11 protein-coding genes are annotated in these 19,351 nt (G+C 49.3%); 9 read left to right on the top strand and 2 right to left on the bottom strand.

Going from position 1 to position 19,351, the window contains the following annotated elements; genetic code table 11:
• Window positions 1–403: 403 nt before the first annotated feature.
• The gene (locus ACFQ0N_RS15615; protein ID WP_379327662.1) at window positions 404–5,905 is read right to left on the bottom strand and encodes a discoidin domain-containing protein; all 5,502 of its coding nucleotides are present in this window, start codon (window positions 5,903–5,905) and stop codon (window positions 404–406) included.
• 423 nt (window positions 5,906–6,328) lie between these two features.
• Between ACFQ0N_RS15615 and ACFQ0N_RS15610 the strand changes: the two genes are divergently transcribed.
• The 3 genes from ACFQ0N_RS15610 (at window position 6,329) to ACFQ0N_RS15600 (ending at window position 13,478) form a co-directional block, all read left to right on the top strand.
• On the top strand, window positions 6,329–6,550 hold the full coding sequence (locus tag ACFQ0N_RS15610) for a bacteriocin immunity protein (protein WP_379327660.1): 222 nt from the start codon (window positions 6,329–6,331) through the stop codon (window positions 6,548–6,550).
• A gap of 228 nt (window positions 6,551–6,778) precedes the next feature.
• Complete coding sequence (locus ACFQ0N_RS15605; RefSeq protein ID WP_379327658.1) at window positions 6,779–8,071, top strand: SGNH/GDSL hydrolase family protein; 1,293 nt, start codon at window positions 6,779–6,781, stop codon at window positions 8,069–8,071.
• A gap of 52 nt (window positions 8,072–8,123) precedes the next feature.
• On the top strand, window positions 8,124–13,478 hold the full coding sequence (locus tag ACFQ0N_RS15600; RefSeq protein ID WP_379327656.1) for a discoidin domain-containing protein: 5,355 nt from the start codon (window positions 8,124–8,126) through the stop codon (window positions 13,476–13,478).
• Window positions 13,479–13,748: 270 nt separating this feature from the next.
• Here ACFQ0N_RS15600 and ACFQ0N_RS15595 read toward each other — a convergent pair whose 3' ends face one another.
• Complete coding sequence (locus ACFQ0N_RS15595; protein ID WP_379327654.1) at window positions 13,749–14,102, bottom strand: helix-turn-helix domain-containing protein; 354 nt, start codon at window positions 14,100–14,102, stop codon at window positions 13,749–13,751.
• 619 nt (window positions 14,103–14,721) lie between these two features.
• On the opposite strand from ACFQ0N_RS15595, the gene pcp reads away from it, so the two are divergent.
• The 6 genes from pcp to ACFQ0N_RS15565 all read left to right on the top strand — a co-directional run bounded on the left by pcp (window position 14,722) and on the right by ACFQ0N_RS15565 (window position 19,346).
• Window positions 14,722–15,369: a pyroglutamyl-peptidase I gene (gene pcp / locus ACFQ0N_RS15590; RefSeq protein WP_379327652.1), complete on the top strand. Its 648-nt coding sequence runs from the start codon at window positions 14,722–14,724 to the stop codon at window positions 15,367–15,369.
• 350 nt (window positions 15,370–15,719) lie between these two features.
• Window positions 15,720–16,628: an NAD(P)/FAD-dependent oxidoreductase gene (locus ACFQ0N_RS15585; protein WP_379327650.1), complete on the top strand. Its 909-nt coding sequence runs from the start codon at window positions 15,720–15,722 to the stop codon at window positions 16,626–16,628.
• A 31-nt stretch (window positions 16,629–16,659) separates the two neighbouring features.
• A complete protein-coding gene (locus ACFQ0N_RS15580) occupies window positions 16,660–17,040 on the top strand; it encodes an RrF2 family transcriptional regulator (RefSeq protein WP_379327648.1) in 381 nt (126 codons plus the stop codon).
• 24 nt (window positions 17,041–17,064) lie between these two features.
• Window positions 17,065–17,385, top strand: a complete 321-nt coding sequence (gene trxA, locus ACFQ0N_RS15575) for a thioredoxin (RefSeq protein WP_379327646.1) — start codon at window positions 17,065–17,067, stop codon at window positions 17,383–17,385.
• 67 nt (window positions 17,386–17,452) lie between these two features.
• Entirely contained in the window at window positions 17,453–17,878 is a 426-nt protein-coding gene (locus tag ACFQ0N_RS15570; RefSeq protein WP_379327644.1) for an Rrf2 family transcriptional regulator, read from the top strand.
• 151 nt (window positions 17,879–18,029) lie between these two features.
• A complete protein-coding gene (locus ACFQ0N_RS15565; RefSeq protein ID WP_379327642.1) occupies window positions 18,030–19,346 on the top strand; it encodes a hemolysin family protein in 1,317 nt (438 codons plus the stop codon).
• Window positions 19,347–19,351 lie beyond the last annotated feature (5 nt).

Genomic DNA, 19,351 nt, shown 5'->3' with positions numbered 1-19,351 from the left:
CCTCTTGTTTGATTTTCTTCTAGGGAGGATGTACGGTGAAAAAAATGTTTGCGCCCGTGTTAGGGCTTCTTTTGTCCGCATCCACTATCATGCGGAATATCAGCTATGCAGCTGACCAGCCGCTTGTCGTCAAGGGTAAAACAGAGCAATGCCGCATTTTTGTGCCTCTGCGTTACGTTTCGTCAAGCGGTTTGGTTTACTTTTTTGACACCATAACTGAAACCGGAATGAGTAACGATGATTGGTGTTTCACAAGAGTATTTGGGTCAGTCAATAAAACAGATGAAATAAGCTCCCGAGAACGGAAGCTTATTTCATCTATCTGTTTGATGCAGAGTGGCAGGGGACCGCGAGTGAAATCTACCTGGGAACAAGCAGCTCTCGCGGGTCCATTGATTGAACATTACGGAATTAGTAATGCAGCCGCGTATTGTGCGTACCATCTAATGAGGTAGTCATTGGGATGGTTGACATTGTTGGCGGTCATATCCTCAAATCGCTTGTGTTGCAAAAGTTTCTTGTGAATGTCAGTCATATTCATGATAACACTACCGGTATACTGATTTGCAATATCATCGAGCGCGTTCTTATATTCCGCCTGATTGCCCGCAAATACCTGGTTGCATGCTGCATCCCCGCATACGCCTTCATTGGCGAGCGTAGTGGCGACCAGAATGAATTCGGCATTCGGATTGACTGCAAGCACATCATCCATAATCGAAGTGATATGATCAGCGAAGTCCGCCGGTGTCACGCCAAAGGTACCGTCGTTCATGCCGAATGCAATGACGACCAAATCGGGATTTTCCGCCGATACCCGGCCCGCATTGGCCGCTCCCCAGGCGGAGGTTTGGCCGCCGAGCGAATGATTCGCGAAGGCAATATCTGAGCTGTATGCGCTGCGCAGTTGGCGGACGAACAGTTCGCCCCAGCTTGGCATATAAGGGAAGCCGCCGGAGTAACCACTCGCATTGCTGCCAACTGATATGCTGTCACCGAACAGGACGACCTTGAGTGGAGACCCTGCAGTCAGTTTGGCCGCAGTGTGCGTGAGCGCTGTCCCGGCATATTGCGGGATGATACCGTCCCAGGACTCATTCTTTGTATACGTTACGGCCAGTTGCCTTCTCGTAATATCAGTGCCTTCACGGTACAAAATGTATCCGGAACCGGGTCTGTACATTGACCAGCCGTTCTGATAGGTCTGGGGATAAAGTTCATCATGTGATATAAAAGCAGCCTTGGAGCCGGGTAGCAACTTCAACTTGCCAGTTGTCGCTTCATATTGCCAGTCGATTCCTTCCTGATATTCCGTCCCTAATGCAGCGTCTTTTACCGAAATTATTGCGGCTGGCATATAATGGAGTTTGGCCTCTGGAGCGCCCCCGTTCTCCGAGATCAACAGAACGGATTCATTATAGATCGTATTTGACAGCCATAGCGGCGTCATCGCTTCCGTTATATCATAGCTCGCCCGGCCGGCGCCATCCCTGTCTACACGGATAGAATCGAGTTCGATCGTGCCACTGGCGGCGCTGTTAGCGGGAGCCAGCCGCAATTGCCTGATGACACCCTTCCATTCTGGTTCTGCAGACAAATCGATGATATATTCCGAATAGCCGCTATCAACCGGCTTGATGGCAAACGACTTATATTTCGTCAAGTCCCATGTAGTGTCGTCGTCCCGCAGCCAGTATAATTCGGCGGTATCGTCCGGCGTGTTATTTTTCATGCTGATTTTCACGTAGCCATATTTGGAGGCATCGATATGCAAGCCGTCCGGCGACTGCAGATAAGGGTCGGTCCCGGTAATCGAGAGATAGTACGTGCCGGAATAAATATAGCCTGTCAAGCTCTGCATTAGAGTCCAGCCTTCTGCATTGCCTGGACTGAAGTTGGAAACGTACGCCGATGACGGGGCGGACGCTTCCGGTTCGCCATATATTGCGATCTCGTTCAACTGATTCGTAACGTCGCCGCTATAGGACGATTTCATATAAAGTTTTATATATTGGGCCGTCGTCTCGCCGATGTCAACGATGTTCCGGCCAGGAGGAAGGAAGCCGGAAGAAACACGATCATAGTTTTCACCATCATTGGATATCAGCACGATCACTTCCGCAGGCCCGAGCGGATAAGCGTCTATGCGTGAGTCGACGACGAGCTTCCGCACGCGTCTTGATTCGCCGAGATCGGCAGTAATTGTTTGCGGATAACGCTCGGAAGGCTCTGTTCCCGAATAGAAGCCGGCAAGCTGATTGTAGACGCCGTCGGTCAAATGGGCTGCTTCATTAGGGGGAAGGACGGAAGAGACATCAACCGAAGCGATCCTCAGCCGGTTGTCGCTTCCCGCCCGAATCGGCTCGAAGAATGTTGCCTCCCGAATCTGAACGTTTTCCGGATTGTATCCGCTTTTGAACAGCAGCTTGACGAATCTCGCTTCCGCTTGACCGAAAGATATGTTTTGATCTGCATTCTGCGCCGTGTAGCTGGCTACGGTAAAATACCGGACGCCATCGGCGGACAATTGGATTTCCGTCTCTTTGTTGCCGTAACCGACCCTCGGAAAAATATGGACCTGACCGAGCTTGCGGATCTGGCCAAAATCGTACACGAGCCATTGCGGCGTTGTGGCCGTCGCCGGTTTACCGCTTACCCAGAAGCTGTCATCCGGCAAGTCTTTAACCCCGTCCATCGTTTTTGCCGGATTGTAATCGTAATAGCTCTGTGAGGAGGAAGCCTGGACGGTCCGTGCTAACCATTCCTTTTCACTCTGCGCCCTCGCTCCGGTCGCATAGACCGCCATCTCTGCTATCGCCACACCGCTCCATGAATAGGAGGAACGGATGTTAAGCTTGACGAATCGGGCATCTACAGGACGAAACGTATGCAGTTGTCCGCCTTTCTCGCTTATTGCGGTATAGGCAAAGCTGTAATCGTTGCCATTTTCCGATACCAGAATATCGATATCTTTCGGGCCTTCGTTTGCTACAGGTTGAATCTCTACCCGGTTTACCCGATAGGTCGCGCCAAGATCGTAAACTAGCGATTGAGGGGCCGGCTCTGTCGGGTAGGCGCCGCTCCTCCAGAAGGTGGCTTCATTCAAATCATGAACGTTTGACCAGGGATTCGCAGGGTGTTGCGAAATAGCGGTCACGCTCATAGGGGCGATCCTCATGGAATCGTCCTCCGATTCTGGTCCGTACAACTGCAGCTCCCGAATCTGAATCGTGCTGTCAGAAGAGTATGAGGAAGTGACGTACAGCTTGACGAACTGGGCTCGTAACGGACGATTGAACGTAATGACGCTGTGCTTATCGGGCAGTGTTCCGCTCCAAGTATCGGTATAGTAGATTCCATCAGACGATACGGATACAGTCACATTCTTCGGACCGAAGTGCTGGCGGGGGTCGATGACCACTGCCTGTAAGACATGTTCCTTCCCCGTATTGGCGATGATCGTTTGATTGGGGACGGGCGTGCTTGCCCAGAATCCATGCTCTTCGTCCCCGATCATGCCGTCAATCATATTCTCTTTTGGATAGTCGCCGTTCTGATTGGTCGTTTGAAGATCGAATATTGGTATTGGACGGGTCGTTCGGTACAGACTGATCCCATCCGTGGTGACCGGTGTTACAATCGCATCGGTGATCGTATCCCGGTAGCCGTTATCGACGGAAGCCGTATTGCCGTAATACTTAGTGAACTGCAGCAGTTCGGCATCGCCGGCTAGCGACGGGTCGAAGTCGAGACGCAAATTGGATGCGCCGGCTTCGTCGTATTGGGAATCCATCAAATTTTTGCCGCTGTAGGAGACGGCCAGCGGCTTTCCGTTACTGGTATTCACGCCGACAAAGCCTGCGACGAATGTCGGCTCGAAGCGGATTTTTCGGCCTATGCCGGCAGAGTCTGCGTAGTCTGAGACGATAAGCGGCATAATGTCTGTGAAGAATGTGTTATTAGTAACGGGCGTCGTGGTGAACAGAACGCTCCCTGCGCCAAAGGGATATTCAACAACCAGCGCGTTGCCGGCGCCGTCTTCGATCACCGGGACGGCACCCGGCGCCACTGAAGTGAACACGCGGTCGATCGAAGGAATCGTTCCCTGATCTGCTGCATGCAAGGAAGTCAGCCATGCCGGCTTGCTGCCGGATACGTACCAACTGCTGCCGGCAGGAGCCGACGCCGCGGTTCCGCCGCTCAGACCGAGGCTCCAGTTGGCAGGATCCGCGGGATCGGGCGAGATCAGTTTTCGGTCGCTATCGATCTGATATGTAAGCGAACCTTGGCCGAATGTAACGAGCTTGCCTCCGTTCTGAACCCATGTCTTGATTTTATTCCCCACTGATTCCAGAGAGACCGTGTTTGATGTGTTCGGTACAATCAGTACTTTATACCGGCTCAGCACGTCATCGAGGATCAATTGTTCATCAACAACATCGGGCAAGGACAAATATCGGCTCCAGGAGGCATAGCTTCCGTAGGCGCCATGCGTCATCTCGGCATCGTAGACGAGGCTGACATCGCGATTTGTCCGGTCTCCGCCCCTGTACCAAGAGGCGTAATGCGACTGGAAGAAAGCTACATCGCTCGGCTCATAAGCCGGACGGTAGCTTTTCACGGTGTCGTTCAAGCTCTTCAAATAATAGAAGTGCTTCGTTTTTTCAAAATTTCCCTTCCAGGATGCCGTATTCCAGTCAAAGCCTTTAAACAGCCATTCCACGTAGGCGTAATGCATCGTATCGGCACCAGAGAGCATTATATTCGCCGCGTTTTGCCGCTGCTGGTTGTAGGAAACGTCAGGAATACCGCCGTCTCCTTCACCCCAGATGCGGATGCCGTATTCATTGCCGATGGTTGTACTGTGGCGCATTGAAGACAGATTTTCATTGTTCGTATCATCAAAGAAAGCAGGATGACCGCCGCTGGACAACAGCTTCAGCAAATCGGCGGTCGAGGCCGAGAAGGCAGCGGAACGGTAGTTCGAGCCCATCTTGGCGCCGCCGATTTTGATGCCGATCGGCTTGGAGGTTGCGTTCTTGGCGGTGGTTAGCCATTTTGCCATCGTGTCGTACAGAAACGTGTGCCTCCATGTTACGAAATCTGACCAGCTTCGGCGCAGGTCCACCTTGTCCACCGACAACGTTTCATCCGGCAGCGGTGGAGTAACGTCGTTCCAGCTGGCGTAGGTCTGGCCCCAAGCTGTATTGAGCGCGCCCAGATCGGAATAGATCGTCTGTAAATAAGCTCTAAAAGCGCTCTTGGCATAGGGGTCATAGCTATAAAATTTCGGATGGGCATAGTTATCGGTCAACATTTCCACTTCGCCATAGTAACCGGGGCCGTCGATATAGAAGCCGTAGACGCCGGCGTTGCCGGAATAGTGGCTGACCACCTGGCCGATAAAGTTGTTAAAACCGGTTTGCAATGCTGGCAAATAGACGTTAAAACGGCCGGAAATGGTTGAACCGTCCTCCGCTACATAATCCGCATAATACTCTGGCCACCAGTCTTGCCGAAAGGAGCCGTTCAGCGTTACCTGTAAGACGACCTGGATGTTTTTTGCCTGCCAGCGGGCGATTTCGGCGTCGAGCAGAGAGAAGTCGTAGACGTTCTTGGCGCTCATGACTCCGTCGCCTCCGGGGTTCGGATGGGCAACCGGATCGTTCGCTACTGCCTTCAGTTCCACCACCTCAACGCCGGCATCGGCCAAATCCTGAATTGCGGAATCCGGGAAGTTCCACATATCCGGTATAGCGGCGAGCAATCCTATTCGCGGCTCCGCCGACGAGTGCGAGACCGTCTCGGCCGGAGGGGGCGGCGCGCTGTTGGCATAGGCCGCTGCACTGCCAAGCGTTATCGCGCCGAGCAGCACAAGAAGACCATTTGTCATTTTTTTGCACATTTCTTCATTACCTCCTGTTCATCTTGGTTTTCCTGATATAAGCGCTTACATTGCGCTATGACTAGTATAGATGAGCAGATCCAAATTGTATTTAGCTGGAATGTTGATGTTGCTGAGCGCACAAGAGGATAAAAGCAGCAAAAGGCAATCGAACTGCGAGCTGGATTTGTACGTAATTGACATCAGTTTTCTGGGAACGATGAAGGAGTCGGGACGATCCCTTTCTTTCTATGCTAATTAAGTGCTTGTTGGAAGCGTTACTTGTAATAGGTCGAGCGATAGTTGCTTAAAGAGTGTTCGGGCGCTTCTTCTGCTGGCAGGAATTTTCAATGCCTTGTGGAAAATCAAACAATATGCCGATAATGTACTAAGCAAGATTACAATCAATGCTGCGGGATAGAGAAGATTAAGATGTTCGGAGGGATGAAAATGTCATTAAGCAGATCGGAGCTAATAGTAATAGTTGAAAAGATTATGCAGGCGGAGGGGACCGAGGAAGAACTTGACCGGTTAATCAATCTGCTGGAGAGGAATGTACCCCATCCGGAAGTGAGTGACTTGATTTTTTGGAACGATAAAGAGTTATCGCCGGAGGAAGTGGTGGATGAAGCTTTAAGTTACCAGTCCATTATGTTGCCTGATTAAGAACATTAAAATAAATGAATGATCTATTCTGTATTTACTTCAGTGCTGTTAGCCGCGGCGGGCCAGGAATTGCATCTTTGCATCCAGGTTCGCCATTTTTCGATTTTGTTAGGGGACAACAAGAGAAATTTTCTGGCAGTTTTAGCAATGTCAATAAAATGCAAACGCTTTCTTTGAAAAACGACTACGTGCTTGAAAAATAATTTTACGAGTTTGCTGAACTTCAATATGGGTGGCAAATACAGATTCCGGCATTTGGTCTATTATGGAACAATGCAGCAGATACTGCTGCAAATTATAGGGAAGAGGTGTTGTGCGATTAATGAAATCCGAGCAGGGCGGAAATATGACGGCCCGGAAGTTCGAATAAGATGGCGACTGACGGCTGCAGCGATGCTGGTGCTGATCTTCATACTAGCGGCTGCAGTGATGCTCTATCTAAAAGTCAGTGGTGAACGCATGAATGATTCATATGTCGAAATCACCGACCCTATCGAAAGAGCGCTTGTTCCTTTCTGGGATGGGAAGACGATGTACGACGAAACTTTGCTAATGGTGGCGGATGGGGAAGGAAGACCGGCGGCAAAGCTGCTCTTCAAGCCAGACCGTATCGTATCGGTTACGAACTCGGTACAGGATATTCGGTATGAGGAAGGCGTGGACTGGATTTACGAGGATGGATTGCTGCAGGTACCGGAAGGCTCAAGAATAGCGGTCTTGAAAAAATCGCAGCTGTATCCAGCCACACACCTCCCCGGAATGGATTTTCCGCGCAAAGGGGGAGGCAATGTACTATACAGGGAAGGTTCCTTTTTCCACGAGAACCAGATTAACGTCACTTATACGCATGACACCAGTCAATGGCAAGGCAGTGTGCCGAAATTCGCCGGGCAGACGCTGCCGCGGACGATCGGCAAGCTGCGGGCGGGACAGCCGTTGCGGCTCGTACTATTCGGGGATAGCATTGCAGAAGGACAGAACACGAGCGGTAAAATCGGTGCTGCCCCTTATCTGCCGACGTGGGGTGAATTGTTGGCAAATAAGCTGAGAAAAGCATATTGTTCGGATATTGATTTCAGCAATCTGTCGGTTGGCGGCAAGGATTCCGCGTGGGGCAAAGCGGAAGCGGCCAAGCGCGTAGCGGCGCATCGTCTGGATCTGGTCATCATTGCGTTCGGTATGAATGATGGAACCCTCGACGTATCGCCCGAGGTTTTTCGGGAAAATATCCGGGATATCATGGACACGGTTCGCCATACCAACCCCGAATCGGAGTTCATTCTTGTAAGTCCGAGCTTGCCCAATCCGGAGACGGATTTTTACAAGCGGCAGGCCGACTACAAGCCGGCGCTTGATAGTTTGGCATTGAAAGGGATAGCGGTGGCTGATATGACTGGCATTCATCAGGAACTGCTCCTGCACAAGAGCTTCGTGGATATGACGGGCAATAATATCAATCATCCGAACGATTTTCTGATCCGCTGGTATGCGCAATATTTGATTGGAATGCTCGTTTCCTGATTGGCAACACGGTAAGGTCCGACACTGCGGATTACGAGGAGATGAAGAGCACTTGAAGCGAATAATGATTACTTTTGGCGCATTTTGCGGCTGTATTGCCTTATTATGGACCGGATGCCTTACGGTCAGTGCCAGCAATTATGCCATCCCTGTCACTGATGTAACCGCCTCATCCTATCAAAGCGGATATGAACCGGCCAAAGCCTCAGACCGATTGTATGATCACCCGGATAATAAATGGATGGCGAATGCAGCTCCGTCAAGCGCCGATCCGCAATGGATCAAGCTTGATCTCGGCAGTGTCAAGTACGTCGGAGCCATCGAGATTTATCCCGACCCTGGTTATGGACCGAAGGCATTTACGTTTGAAACGTCCGAGGATGATGCGGCATATACAGTTCGCCAATCGGTCGGCTTGGATGAGGATAAACGTACTTTTCATAGCTGGACCCCAGCCAAGGCCCGATATGTAAAGATCAAGATGACAGAAGGATTTGGCGGCCAGGCGGCGCTCAGAGAAGTTTACCTGTTCTCAGACATTTTGCCGCATCGGGTTGCCTCATTATCAGCGGGCGATCTTTACGACTTTTCCCGGCTGACGAATGCCGGGTTCGATGCGCTGAAGAAGGCTAATATTCAATTGGTTAACGCCATCGTTGTGGGCTACGCTCCCGGGTATAAGGTACAGGTGCTTCCGGACGGAGGCGACCCGAGAGTGGAGGCGAATTATGATTGGGAATATACAGACGAGATGGTCAAGCGCTTTACCGATTATGGTATTGACATGTTTATCGGGCAAAATATCGGACTGGTTGAGACGAAATGGCCGCAATTAAATTCGCCCTTGATTGACGAATATGGCAGCCAGACTGCGGTTACAGTGAGAGGAAATCCTTTTGCGAGCGATTACTTAACGTTTTCCAGTGCTTTCGACAAAAAAATGGCTGAACATTTCAGTGATAATCCGTATGTTCGGCTTCAGCAAGTAATGGGTCCGGGCTACTTTGGCGGCATGGAAATTTTCGGCGGGGATATCGTCCATCCGTCGTTATATGTCTATGACGATCAAGCCAAAGCAAGGTTTCGTGAATGGCTCCAGAAGCAGTACGCCGGAATCGCAGCGCTGAATGCAGCATGGGGAACCTCGTATAATGGCTGGAGCGATGTGCAGCCTCCTCTGCCGCAACGGACGAATATGCCCTTGGCGTACGATGACCGTCAAAGCTGGTCGGATCTAATGTTCTGGCTGCGCGACTATATGACGAATTTTATCCGGCAGTCGGTTTCTGAGGTGAGATCTGCGACTGATAAACCTCTGTACGTGGAGATCGACGGCGCGCATATGTTCAGCCCGATGGAAAGTCAGGCGAACGTCGGTTTGGTCGCCAGAGCCGTCAGCGACTATAAGCCGTTTGTGCTCGCGAGCAGTTCGGCGGACGAAGTATTCGGGCCGGCCGCAATAGCGGCCGCGGCGCGTTTTCATGGATTCGATACGGCCATGGACAATGCGAACTACGAATCGCGCAAGCTTAGCGATGATACGATGTTCGGCTTGTTGGCAAAAGGTATCGGGACATTCAACAACAGCAATATGGCGGAGGACTTTAACGGCAGCGGCTGGACGGGAACGGGCTGGGATCCTTCCGGATCGTATACGCCCGGGCCGGAGCTTCAGCAATTTGCCCGAAAGAGCGAGCGATTGCTGGCCGTAGACCCGCTTCCGGAGCAAAGCGAAGTTGCGATCTATAACTCGTTTTATTCCAGCAATTACCGGAAAGGATACCGCTACGACGACTATATGAATATTTACGACCGGGATCACGGTGTCGGCTTCAATGTCCGGCCGTTCGCAAGCTGGGCCCATTATCTTGATACGCCTGATATTATAGACGATTTTCTGATCGAAGACGGGGCGCTTGCAGGCTATAAGCTGCTTGTGACTGCAAATTCGAGCCTGACACTTACGTCGGATGCGGCGCAGAGCAATTTGCTTAACTGGGTAAGCTCGGGCAACGCGATTGTAGGCTTCGGCAAAGACAGTTTCAATTATAAACTGAATTTATCGTCTCGTTCGGTATCCGGAGGCACCGGTGTATCGAGCTGGATGATGGGCATTTCCGGCGGAAGCGCTGCATCGTCCACTTCCAGCAGAAAAGCAAGCGTGGCAGCGAATAAGCCGGCCTGGCTCAAATCGCTGAAAGCCGGGGAAACAGCGGCGTTTACCGTCTCTGACAGCAGTCAGGCGCAAGCTTTTACGTCGCTGCTGAGCGGAGCAACGCCCGTGCTGGTAGACGGCAACGGTAATACGCTGATGGCGGAGTATACCTACGGAAGCGGTAAAGTGCTTTTCTGTACAATTCCTGTAAATGACAGCGAAATGTTTTACGACAGTTTTATGGGCAAAATTTTAAGCGATTTTGCGGATTATGCCGGAGTCACAAGGAAGATAAGCTACGACGGTGACCGTTTTCACGTGGCCTATATGGGTACGAATAAAAAGGATGACAGCAAGCTGGTTGTTGCAGCCGACTTGCAATATATGGCAAATGGGCAATATTTGTCCAAAGGGGCGACAGCCGAGCCGCAGTACATGGGGAACGGACAAACGCTATCCATCCAGACTTATCCTTCATTGAACGGATCATCCATAACAGTGGATATAACCGCACCATGGAATAACATCATCGGCGGTACCATCCAGGAGGGCTCGCTCGATTTGCCGCAAAAACGAATTCAATACACCGCATCGTCATCGCAGCCTTTGATCCTGCATGCGCTCCTTTACGGTTCGCTGCCGATTACGAATGTTACGGCGGGCATGTATGAGAAGCCCTATATACCCAACAATGTTTCGGACGGCAGCAAGGATGATGCCGGGTTTTGGAAGGGAGGCAGCGCCTCGGCAAACAATCCGCAAACGATAACGGCGGATCTTGGAGCCGTCTATCCGGTCAGCGGCATGGAGCTGTATCCTTACACAGACGATGATGAAAATGAATTGTTCTCGTTTGAAACAGGCAGCTATGACGGTTGGTCCATTTCTGGCGCCGCATTTGGAACAGCGCCAAGTTCGGGGACGCACGACGAAACGGTTACCGGAATCAAGGGGATGTACTGGGCCGATTCGCGTTGGGGAGGCGATGCTTCCGCCAGTACGCTTCAAAGCCCGAATTTCATGATAGACAAGGATGTACTAAGCTTTAGAATGGCGGGGTATGACGGGCCGAACGGCACGAATAATGAAAATTACATCTTTTTAAAACGCGCCTCGGACAATGCCATTCTCATTTCGGTCAAACCGCCGCAAAGTGACCATTTGACTGTGCAACGGCTGGAGGTCGCGAAATATATCGGCACGGAAGTGTATCTTCAAGTGGCGGATAATTGCACGGCCTCTTCCTATGGATGGCTGGGAATTGATAGTGTCTCCTTAAGCAGTTACAAGGAAAACAAGGAAATCGCCGATTTTTCCTTCGAAACGGGAACTTACAGCGGCTGGACGGTCTCCGGCACTGCTTTCGGTTCTGCTCCTGTAAGCTCTGATCACGGAGGCTTGGTAAAGGGGTGGAGAGGAAAGTATTGGGCCGATTCGAAAACTGGAGGGGATACGGCTGCCGGAACGCTTACTTCTGACAGTTTTATACCTGAAAAGGAACTGCTGACATTCCGGATTGCCGGGTATGACGGTGCGCTTGGGAATGCCGGCAAAAATATCGTTTATTTGAAGAGAACTTCAGATAACGCGATATTGTTATCGGCCAAACCGCCGCAAAGCGACATTTTTACGGATGTAACATGGGATGTTACTGCGTATATGGGAGTAAGCGTTTATATGGAGGTTGTCGATGGTAACACGGACAGCTCCTACGGCTGGCTTGGTATAGATAACGTGTCCCTAAGCAGCAACTATGGCTTTGAAAGAGGCACATATGCCGGCTGGACGGTGAACGGTACGGGGTTCGGGACTGCACCAACGTATCAGAAAACGGATCAAACGCTGCTATGGGGCCGGAACATCATCCCGATCCCGGGTTATGACGGAAAATACTATGCCACCACCCATGTCGCCGGAAACGCTGCTGTCGGATCATTGGTCAGCAAAAACTTCGTAATTGAAAAGCCCGTCCTTTCTTTCCGCGGTGCCGGTTATGACGGGCCGAACGGGACAAATAATCAAAACTATTATTGGCTGATGCGCGCCTCGGACGATAAGCCGTTAATCGTCGGCAAGCCTCCGCAGGATAGCAGGTTCGTTCAGTATTATTGGGATGTTTCCGACTTTATCGGCACAGAGGTTTATTTTAAAGTGGAGGACAATAACGCCTCGGACGATATTGACGGATGGATTGCGTTCGATGATCTGATGCAGCTGAATAACTTTGACTTTGAAACAGGTAATTGGGCAGGGTGGACAACGGCGGGGACGGCGTTCGGTTCAAATCCGACCGCAGAAAGCCCGTCGGGGAGTGTGTCCGGATATAGAGGTACACATTATGCAGCATCTTACTCCAATGGGAATGCAGCCACTGGGTCGATAACAAGCGATAGCTTTATAGTTGAGAACGGTATCTTCTCGTTCCGCAAAGCAGGCTACGACGGCCCGGCGGGAACAAATAATCAAAATTTCTTCTATTTGCGGAGAGCGTCAGACGATGCTATTTTGTTCAGCGCCAAGCCGCCGCAAAGTGATTCATTTGTGCTGGAAACGTGGGACGTATCGGATTATATCGGAACAAAAGTATACTTTCAGGCGGTAGACGGCGAAACGGATTCATGGCTAGGCGTAGATGACATCAATTGGCGGGGAGCGGGGCCGAGAAGCTTTACCGTTCACACCTCAATCGACGGCGTAAACTGGGGGACGCCAGTTCTCACAGTTGCCGATCAGGGCAACCGGTATGAAAACTATTCATGGACGCCAACGGAAGCGCGTTATGTGAAGCTCAGCATTACGGACGCTTATGCCAGCAATGTGATGATTAAAGAACTGACGTTCAAAAAGAATAGGACGCCATTGCCTATTGCGGCTGCTGCTGCATCTTCGGAAGCGGTAGGTTACCCGGCAGACAAAGCGATCGACGGCATTACTGAATCCGATACGGACATGTGGGTAAGCATTGGTGCTGCGCCGGCATGGCTTCAGCTTGACCTGGGAAGCGCGAAGACGGTTCAAGCCGTAGAAATCTTTGCGCGAAACAGCTCATTGGCACAAAAATTGGGGCCGCAAAGCTTTACGATCGAAACCTCTACAAACGGCACAGCATGGACGACGGTCTACACAGCAAAAAATAATGGGGAGAACGACGTCACCTATACATTCCCGCCTATAAACGCCAGATATATTAAAATTAATATCACGTCCGGCTGGAACGACACTTCGCAAATTCGCGAGGTGAAGGTGTTTTAAAGATTTTAGGAGGTGAAGACTGTAAGCATATCATCGAACTGGAAGCCCGGTGCAATGCGGCAGACAATTGCTTATCACCGAAACTTTTCCTCCTTACTTTTTTGACACCATAACTGAAACCGGAATGAGTAACGATGATCGGTGTTTCACAAGAGTATCTGGGTCAGTCAATAAAACAGATGAAATAAGCTTCCCGAGAACGGAAGCTTATTTCATCTGTTTCACATTGAGATTGGACTTTTCTTAAATAATGTTTTTAATTCAAAGCAACTATTGCTTAACACTATCCATTGTTGCCAATATATCTTTGACTACACGGAATATGAGCTTATTCTCTTCCAACGTTCTATGATATAGAAGTGACTTTGTCATTTCCAGTATTTCACTTATTTCATTCATCACATCTTCATCTTCAATTTGATGAAACTGAAACAAATCAGTAGGCGTAATGTCTAACCCTTGGATTATTTTCTCAAGTGTCTCTATAGAGATATTTCGATCCCCACGTTCAACAGTCCCCATGTACGAAGCATTAATGCCAGCTTTCTCAGCCAACTCTTCTTGTGTAAGGCCTTTTTCCTTCCGTATTTGTCGGATTCTTTCCCCGATGAGTTGCAATAACACGGTTTCACCCCTCTTTAAGCTTAGAGAAGCGTTATAGATACAAACAGAATATTATATTCAAAATTATGTTGTTATTAGTGCATATATACACTATAATTTAAAGGGGGGAAGAACAGTAATTATTCAACTTTGGTTGTTGAATAGGAAACAGATTGAAAAGCTGTTTTATTCAAACTGTACTTGCACTCAAAAGGCCGAAGTATCATGAAAGTTTTAAAAGGGAGTTCAGCCGAATGTTACTTGGAGTGATAAATGATTTTTCCGGCATATCGTCTTTTTTGCGACAGAGGGCATTATTCTGTTTTTTATTGTACATTCTTTGCCTTTTAGCAAGTATTATATACATAAGTCAAATAAAGAATGCGAACAGAAAGGGGAAAGTAACCGATAAACAACTAAAGAATGAAACTCAGAACGTAAAAAAATTCTTATCTTTTTTAACAATCCTGACTCTGATTTTGGAAGCGTTACTTGTGATAGTCGAGCGATAGTTGCTTAGGAAACCGATAATGTACCATGCTAGATTACAGATTTCTTGAGGAGGCTTGTGGAAAGTCGAGGTGGGTACTGGTATTAGCTATGATTCGCGATTTGTAGAGGGGGAGGCTAAAAAAGGATCATGAAAAATGTGTTGATCACGGGTTTCGAGCCGTTTGGCGGGGCCGAGACGAATGCTGCTTGGGAGGCTGTCAAACGGTTGGCAGATTTTAAGCTGGAAGGAGCGAATATCACGATCGTACAGCTGCCTACCGAATTCGGCCGGTCCATTGAAAGCCTTCGGCAGGCTGTCCAGAACGTTCGGCCGGACATGGTGATCAGTGTCGGACAGGCAGAAGGACGAGCCAACATCACACCGGAGCGAGTTGCGATCAATGTCGACGATGCCCGCATTCCAGACAATGCCGGGCAGTCGCCGATTGACAAGCCGATTGTGCCGCAAGGTCCTGTCGCTTACTGGTCGACGCTGCCGATCAAAGCCATCGTGAGGGATATTCGCAAGGCGGGTATTGCGGCAGCTGTTTCAAACACGGCCGGTACATTTGTTTGCAATCATCTGTTTTATGGTTTGGCTCATCTGATTGCAACGAAATATCCGCAGATGCGCGGAGGCTTTATACATATTCCTCTAATTTCCGAACAGACTGAAGGGCGTCCGGATGTACCGAGTATGCCGCTTGATGACATCGTGCAGGGGCTGGCGATTGCAGTTGCGACGACCATCTGCGTAGAGCAGGATATCGAGGAAGAAGGCGGGCAGATCAACTGAACGAAGAAGAACTTGACCGGTTAATCGATCTGCTGGAGAGGAATGTACGCCATCCGGAAGTAAGTGACTTGATTTACTTCAGTGCTATTGGCCGCGGCGGGCCGGGAACTGCATTTTTGCATCTCGGTCCGCCATTTTTCAAAAAAGGGTAGGATCAAAATGTAATATGACACAATTTGTGCAGCAAGATGTGAAGTTAAGTCTTGACACCTCGACTCATCGAGGTTATTATAGACTCATAAAGTCCTCAATTGAAATGAGGCGTCAATGAATTCGAATAGCTCGCCTTATTTTTTGTCATAATTATAGATATAAAATGTCTATAAAATCTTTTTAGAGGAGGGAAAAGAATGCGGTATGACTGTGCAATTGTTGGCGGCGGACCTGCCGGTTTAAGTGCAGCTTTAGTGCTTGGCCGGGCTGGTCGGGCTGTGATCTTGATTGACAATAATGAGCCAAGGAATGCGGTCACGCATGCCTCGCACGGTTTTTTGACGAGAGATGGCGTCACGCCAACGGAATTTCGGCGGCTTGCTTACGAGGAGGTGCTCGGGTATCCTTCGGTTCAGCATCGCCAGGACGAAGTAACTGAAATCCGAAAAACAGCGAATGGCGAATTTAGCGTCATTGTGAAATCCGGTTACGACATTCAAGCCCGGAAGCTGTTGCTATCCTCCGGGTTGAAGGAGGTTTTTCCTGATATAGCGGGTTTCTACAGCTTCTATGGTAAAAGTGTATTCAATTGCCCATATTGCGATGGCTGGGAGCAAAGAGATCAACCGTTGCTGATCGTCGCAGAGGACAGTGCCAGCATCGTTCATATGACAAAGCTGTTATACAGCTGGAGCAAAGATTTGCTCGTATGCACGAGCGGCCTGGAGCTGCTGTCCGCAGAGCAGAAAGGGCAATTTGCGCAAAAAGGAATTGCGGTGATTGAACAAACGATAAAAGCTTTTCACGGCACTGACGGGATGCTGGAACAGGTGGAATTTTCGGATGGCGCGAAGGCGATTCGCAGCGCAGCTTTTATTAAGCCCAAGTTTATCGCGAAGCAGGCATTCGCCGACCGGTTAGGGTATGAGAGGACAGGAGATGGACGCATTGCAGCAAATGGAGCGGGGCAGAGCAGTATTCCAGGCATGTATGTCGCAGGCGACACGGCTTATATAGCGCCTTCACAAATTGTTTACGCTGCGGCTTCTGGCACAAAGGCTGCGATGGCCATCAATGGCGAGCTGGCCGATGAGGATTTTGGCTAATCGGATAAAGGGGAAGGAGTGAAGCCGCGTTATGCTCGACAATTCGCCAGGGGCGTACAAATTTCGTACTACGCTTAGCGTTCTGTCCTTGCTTGCCAAGAAAGAGGGATTTATGAGCAGTTCAGAAATGGCGAAGCTTCTCCAAATTCATGCCGTCTATTTGCGAAAAATCATTTCACAATTGCTGAAGCTTGGGCTGGTGGAGGCGAAGGAAGGGCGGGTTGGCGGATACAGGCTCAAAATGGACGCCGCCTCCATATCATTGGCCGATGCTTATGAGGCTTTAAAAGGTGATAAAAAATCTACATGCGAGCCGCACCAAACTTGGCGCACGCTTAAACAAGTGACGAATGATATCGATGCCTGTATGATGAACCATTTAAAAAAATACAAGATCAGCGATCTTGAATAAAACGATCAATGGAGGATGAATAAAATGGCCATTTACAACACTACAGATGCTGCATTTGCGGCTGAAATAAAACAGGAAGGCATTACTTTAGTCAACTTTTGGGCGCCTTGGTGCGGTCCGTGCCGTGCTTTTGCCCCTATTTTGGAGGAATTTGACCAGCAGCATAATGTGGCTGTAAAAATTGTAAAAGTGAATGTGGATGAAAACCCGGAAACGGCATCCAAATTTAGAATTATGAGTATTCCAACGACGATTTTGTTTAAAAATGGCGAGCCTGTACAAAAGCTGAACGGTATCGTCTCCCTTGATTCACTGCAGCAGGTATTGGCAGGGCTCGCGCCATAAACTGTACTTGCTTCGATTTCATATAAACGTTATTATAGAGTTAATAAACCTATAATAGAGGTGTTGTATGAAGTATTCACAGGCAACCGATTATGCGCTCCATGCGATGCTGTATCTTGTGGAAGAGGCACCGGACAAGCCCGTGAGCGTGCAGCTTTTAGCCGAAAAGATGGGCGTGTCCCAGACGTATCTTTCCAAAATGCTTACAAAGCTGGTCAAGGCGGGACTAATCCACTCCGTTTCCGGTGCGAATGGCGGTTACCGGCTGAAGCGAAACCAGGATGAAATTTCTTTTCTGGATGTCATTCATGCGATAGAAGGCACGGCCTCGATTTTTGAGTGCAGCTTTAATCATGGCAGTGAATGCTTGATTCAGCAGATTATTGTCGAGGGAGAGCAGCAGATGGAGCGGTTCCTCAGCAGTCAGAAAATTTCGGAGCTGGCGAGAAAAAATGCCGAGCTGCGGGAGCGGAGGCGACTTGCTGCCGAGTGACATTTCCATTATGAGCGAGATGCTTCTATTTATTTTAAACAGAGGCATCTTTATTTTTTTATTGAAGATGTGAAACCATGTTATTCATCATACCGTAGTGTTATTATACTCAAAATACGCGGAGGTGAATCCCTCATTCGGAGGGAACTAGTTGGACATAGCCATTATTACGAACTTATTTTTAGTAGCAATCTTGATCATTTTGACCGCTTTTTTTGTTGGTTCTGAATTTGCTGTAGTCAAAGTGCGCTTATCACGAATCGACCAGCTCATTGCGGAAGGCAACAAAAAAGCAATCGCGGCGAAAACACTCGTCACCGATTTGGACTATTATTTGTCTGCTTGTCAGCTCGGAATAACGGTTACAGCATTAGGTTTAGGTACGCTCGGCGAGCCTACTGTAGAAAAAATTTTGCATCCTGTTTTTGATCAACTAGGCATCCCTCTGGCGTGGTCGACTTTTATCTCGTATGCACTTTCCCTTTCGATTATGACCTTTCTTCATGTCGTAGTCGGGGAGCTTGCCCCGAAGACTTTAGCGATCCAATATGCGGAACGTATGACCTTGATGTTAGCGCGCCCGTTAGTCATGTTCGGGAAAATATTGTTCCCGCTGATTTGGGCATTGAACGGTTCGGCACGCGTCTTTCTGCGGATTTTCGGCGTTCAGCCTGCCGGCCATGAACAGGCTCATTCAGAAGAGGAACTGAAAATTATTATGCTGCAAAGCTTTAAGAGCGGCGAAATTAATCAAAACGAGCTATCCTATATGCAAAATATTTTTGATTTCGATGAGCGTGTCGCCAAGGATGTGATGGTGCCGCGCACACGTATGATCGTGATGGATCAGAGCATGGAGAAGGATGAGCTGCTCCGCATGATCGATGAATATCATTATACCCGTTATCCCGTTACTGAGGATGGCGATAAAGATAAAATTATCGGCTTCATTAATGCCAAGGAATTGGTTACGAATATTGCTATGGGGCGTTCGTTCCAGCTGCAGGAGCATATTCATGACATTGATATTATTCAGGAAGCGACCCCGCTGCAGGAAGCGTTGGTCAAAATGCAGCGAAACGGCGTCCATATGGCGCTGATTATCGATGAATATGGCGGAACAGCCGGCTTGATCACGATGGAGGATATTTTGGAGGAGATCGTCGGCGAAATCCGCGATGAATTCGATGAGGACGAGCAGCCGGATATTATTAAACAGAGTGATACGCAATACGTGATTGATGGGCGTGTATTGTTAATTGATTTAGAAAAAAGATTCGGCATCCAGTTCGACGGCAACTCCAACATCGACACGCTCGGAGGTTGGCTGCAGGTGCAGCAAATCGCGCTTGGCGGCGTTTCTCCTGTTGTCGAGCAAGGAAAGTGCCGCTGGAAAATCATTGAGAGAGACAACTATCAGATTTTGAAGGTTTTGCTGGAGCTTCAGAGCAGCCGGAAGGAGCCGTAGGCCGG

The sequence above is a fragment of the Paenibacillus sp. GCM10027626 genome (assembly GCF_042676285.1).
Lineage (GTDB): Bacteria > Bacillota > Bacilli > Paenibacillales > Paenibacillaceae > Paenibacillus_Z.
Note: the sequence above shows the minus strand (reverse complement) of the source record. Positions and strands in the feature narration are given on the sequence as shown.

Excerpts from the sequence above, each read along its gene's own strand:
- ACFQ0N_RS15585 (WP_379327650.1), top strand. The coding sequence starts at position 15,720 with ATGCGGTATGACTGTGCAATTGTTGGCGGCGGACCTGCCGGTTTAAGT.
- ACFQ0N_RS15570 (WP_379327644.1), top strand. The coding sequence starts at position 17,453 with ATGAAGTATTCACAGGCAACCGATTATGCGCTCCATGCGATGCTGTAT.
- pcp (WP_379327652.1), top strand. The coding sequence starts at position 14,722 with ATGAAAAATGTGTTGATCACGGGTTTCGAGCCGTTTGGCGGGGCCGAG.
- ACFQ0N_RS15605 (WP_379327658.1), top strand. The coding sequence starts at position 6,779 with ATGGGTGGCAAATACAGATTCCGGCATTTGGTCTATTATGGAACAATG.
- trxA (WP_379327646.1), top strand. The coding sequence starts at position 17,065 with ATGGCCATTTACAACACTACAGATGCTGCATTTGCGGCTGAAATAAAA.
- ACFQ0N_RS15615 (WP_379327662.1), bottom strand. The coding sequence starts at position 5,905 with ATGTGCAAAAAAATGACAAATGGTCTTCTTGTGCTGCTCGGCGCGATA.
- ACFQ0N_RS15580 (WP_379327648.1), top strand. The coding sequence starts at position 16,660 with ATGCTCGACAATTCGCCAGGGGCGTACAAATTTCGTACTACGCTTAGC.
- ACFQ0N_RS15610 (WP_379327660.1), top strand. The coding sequence starts at position 6,329 with ATGAAAATGTCATTAAGCAGATCGGAGCTAATAGTAATAGTTGAAAAG.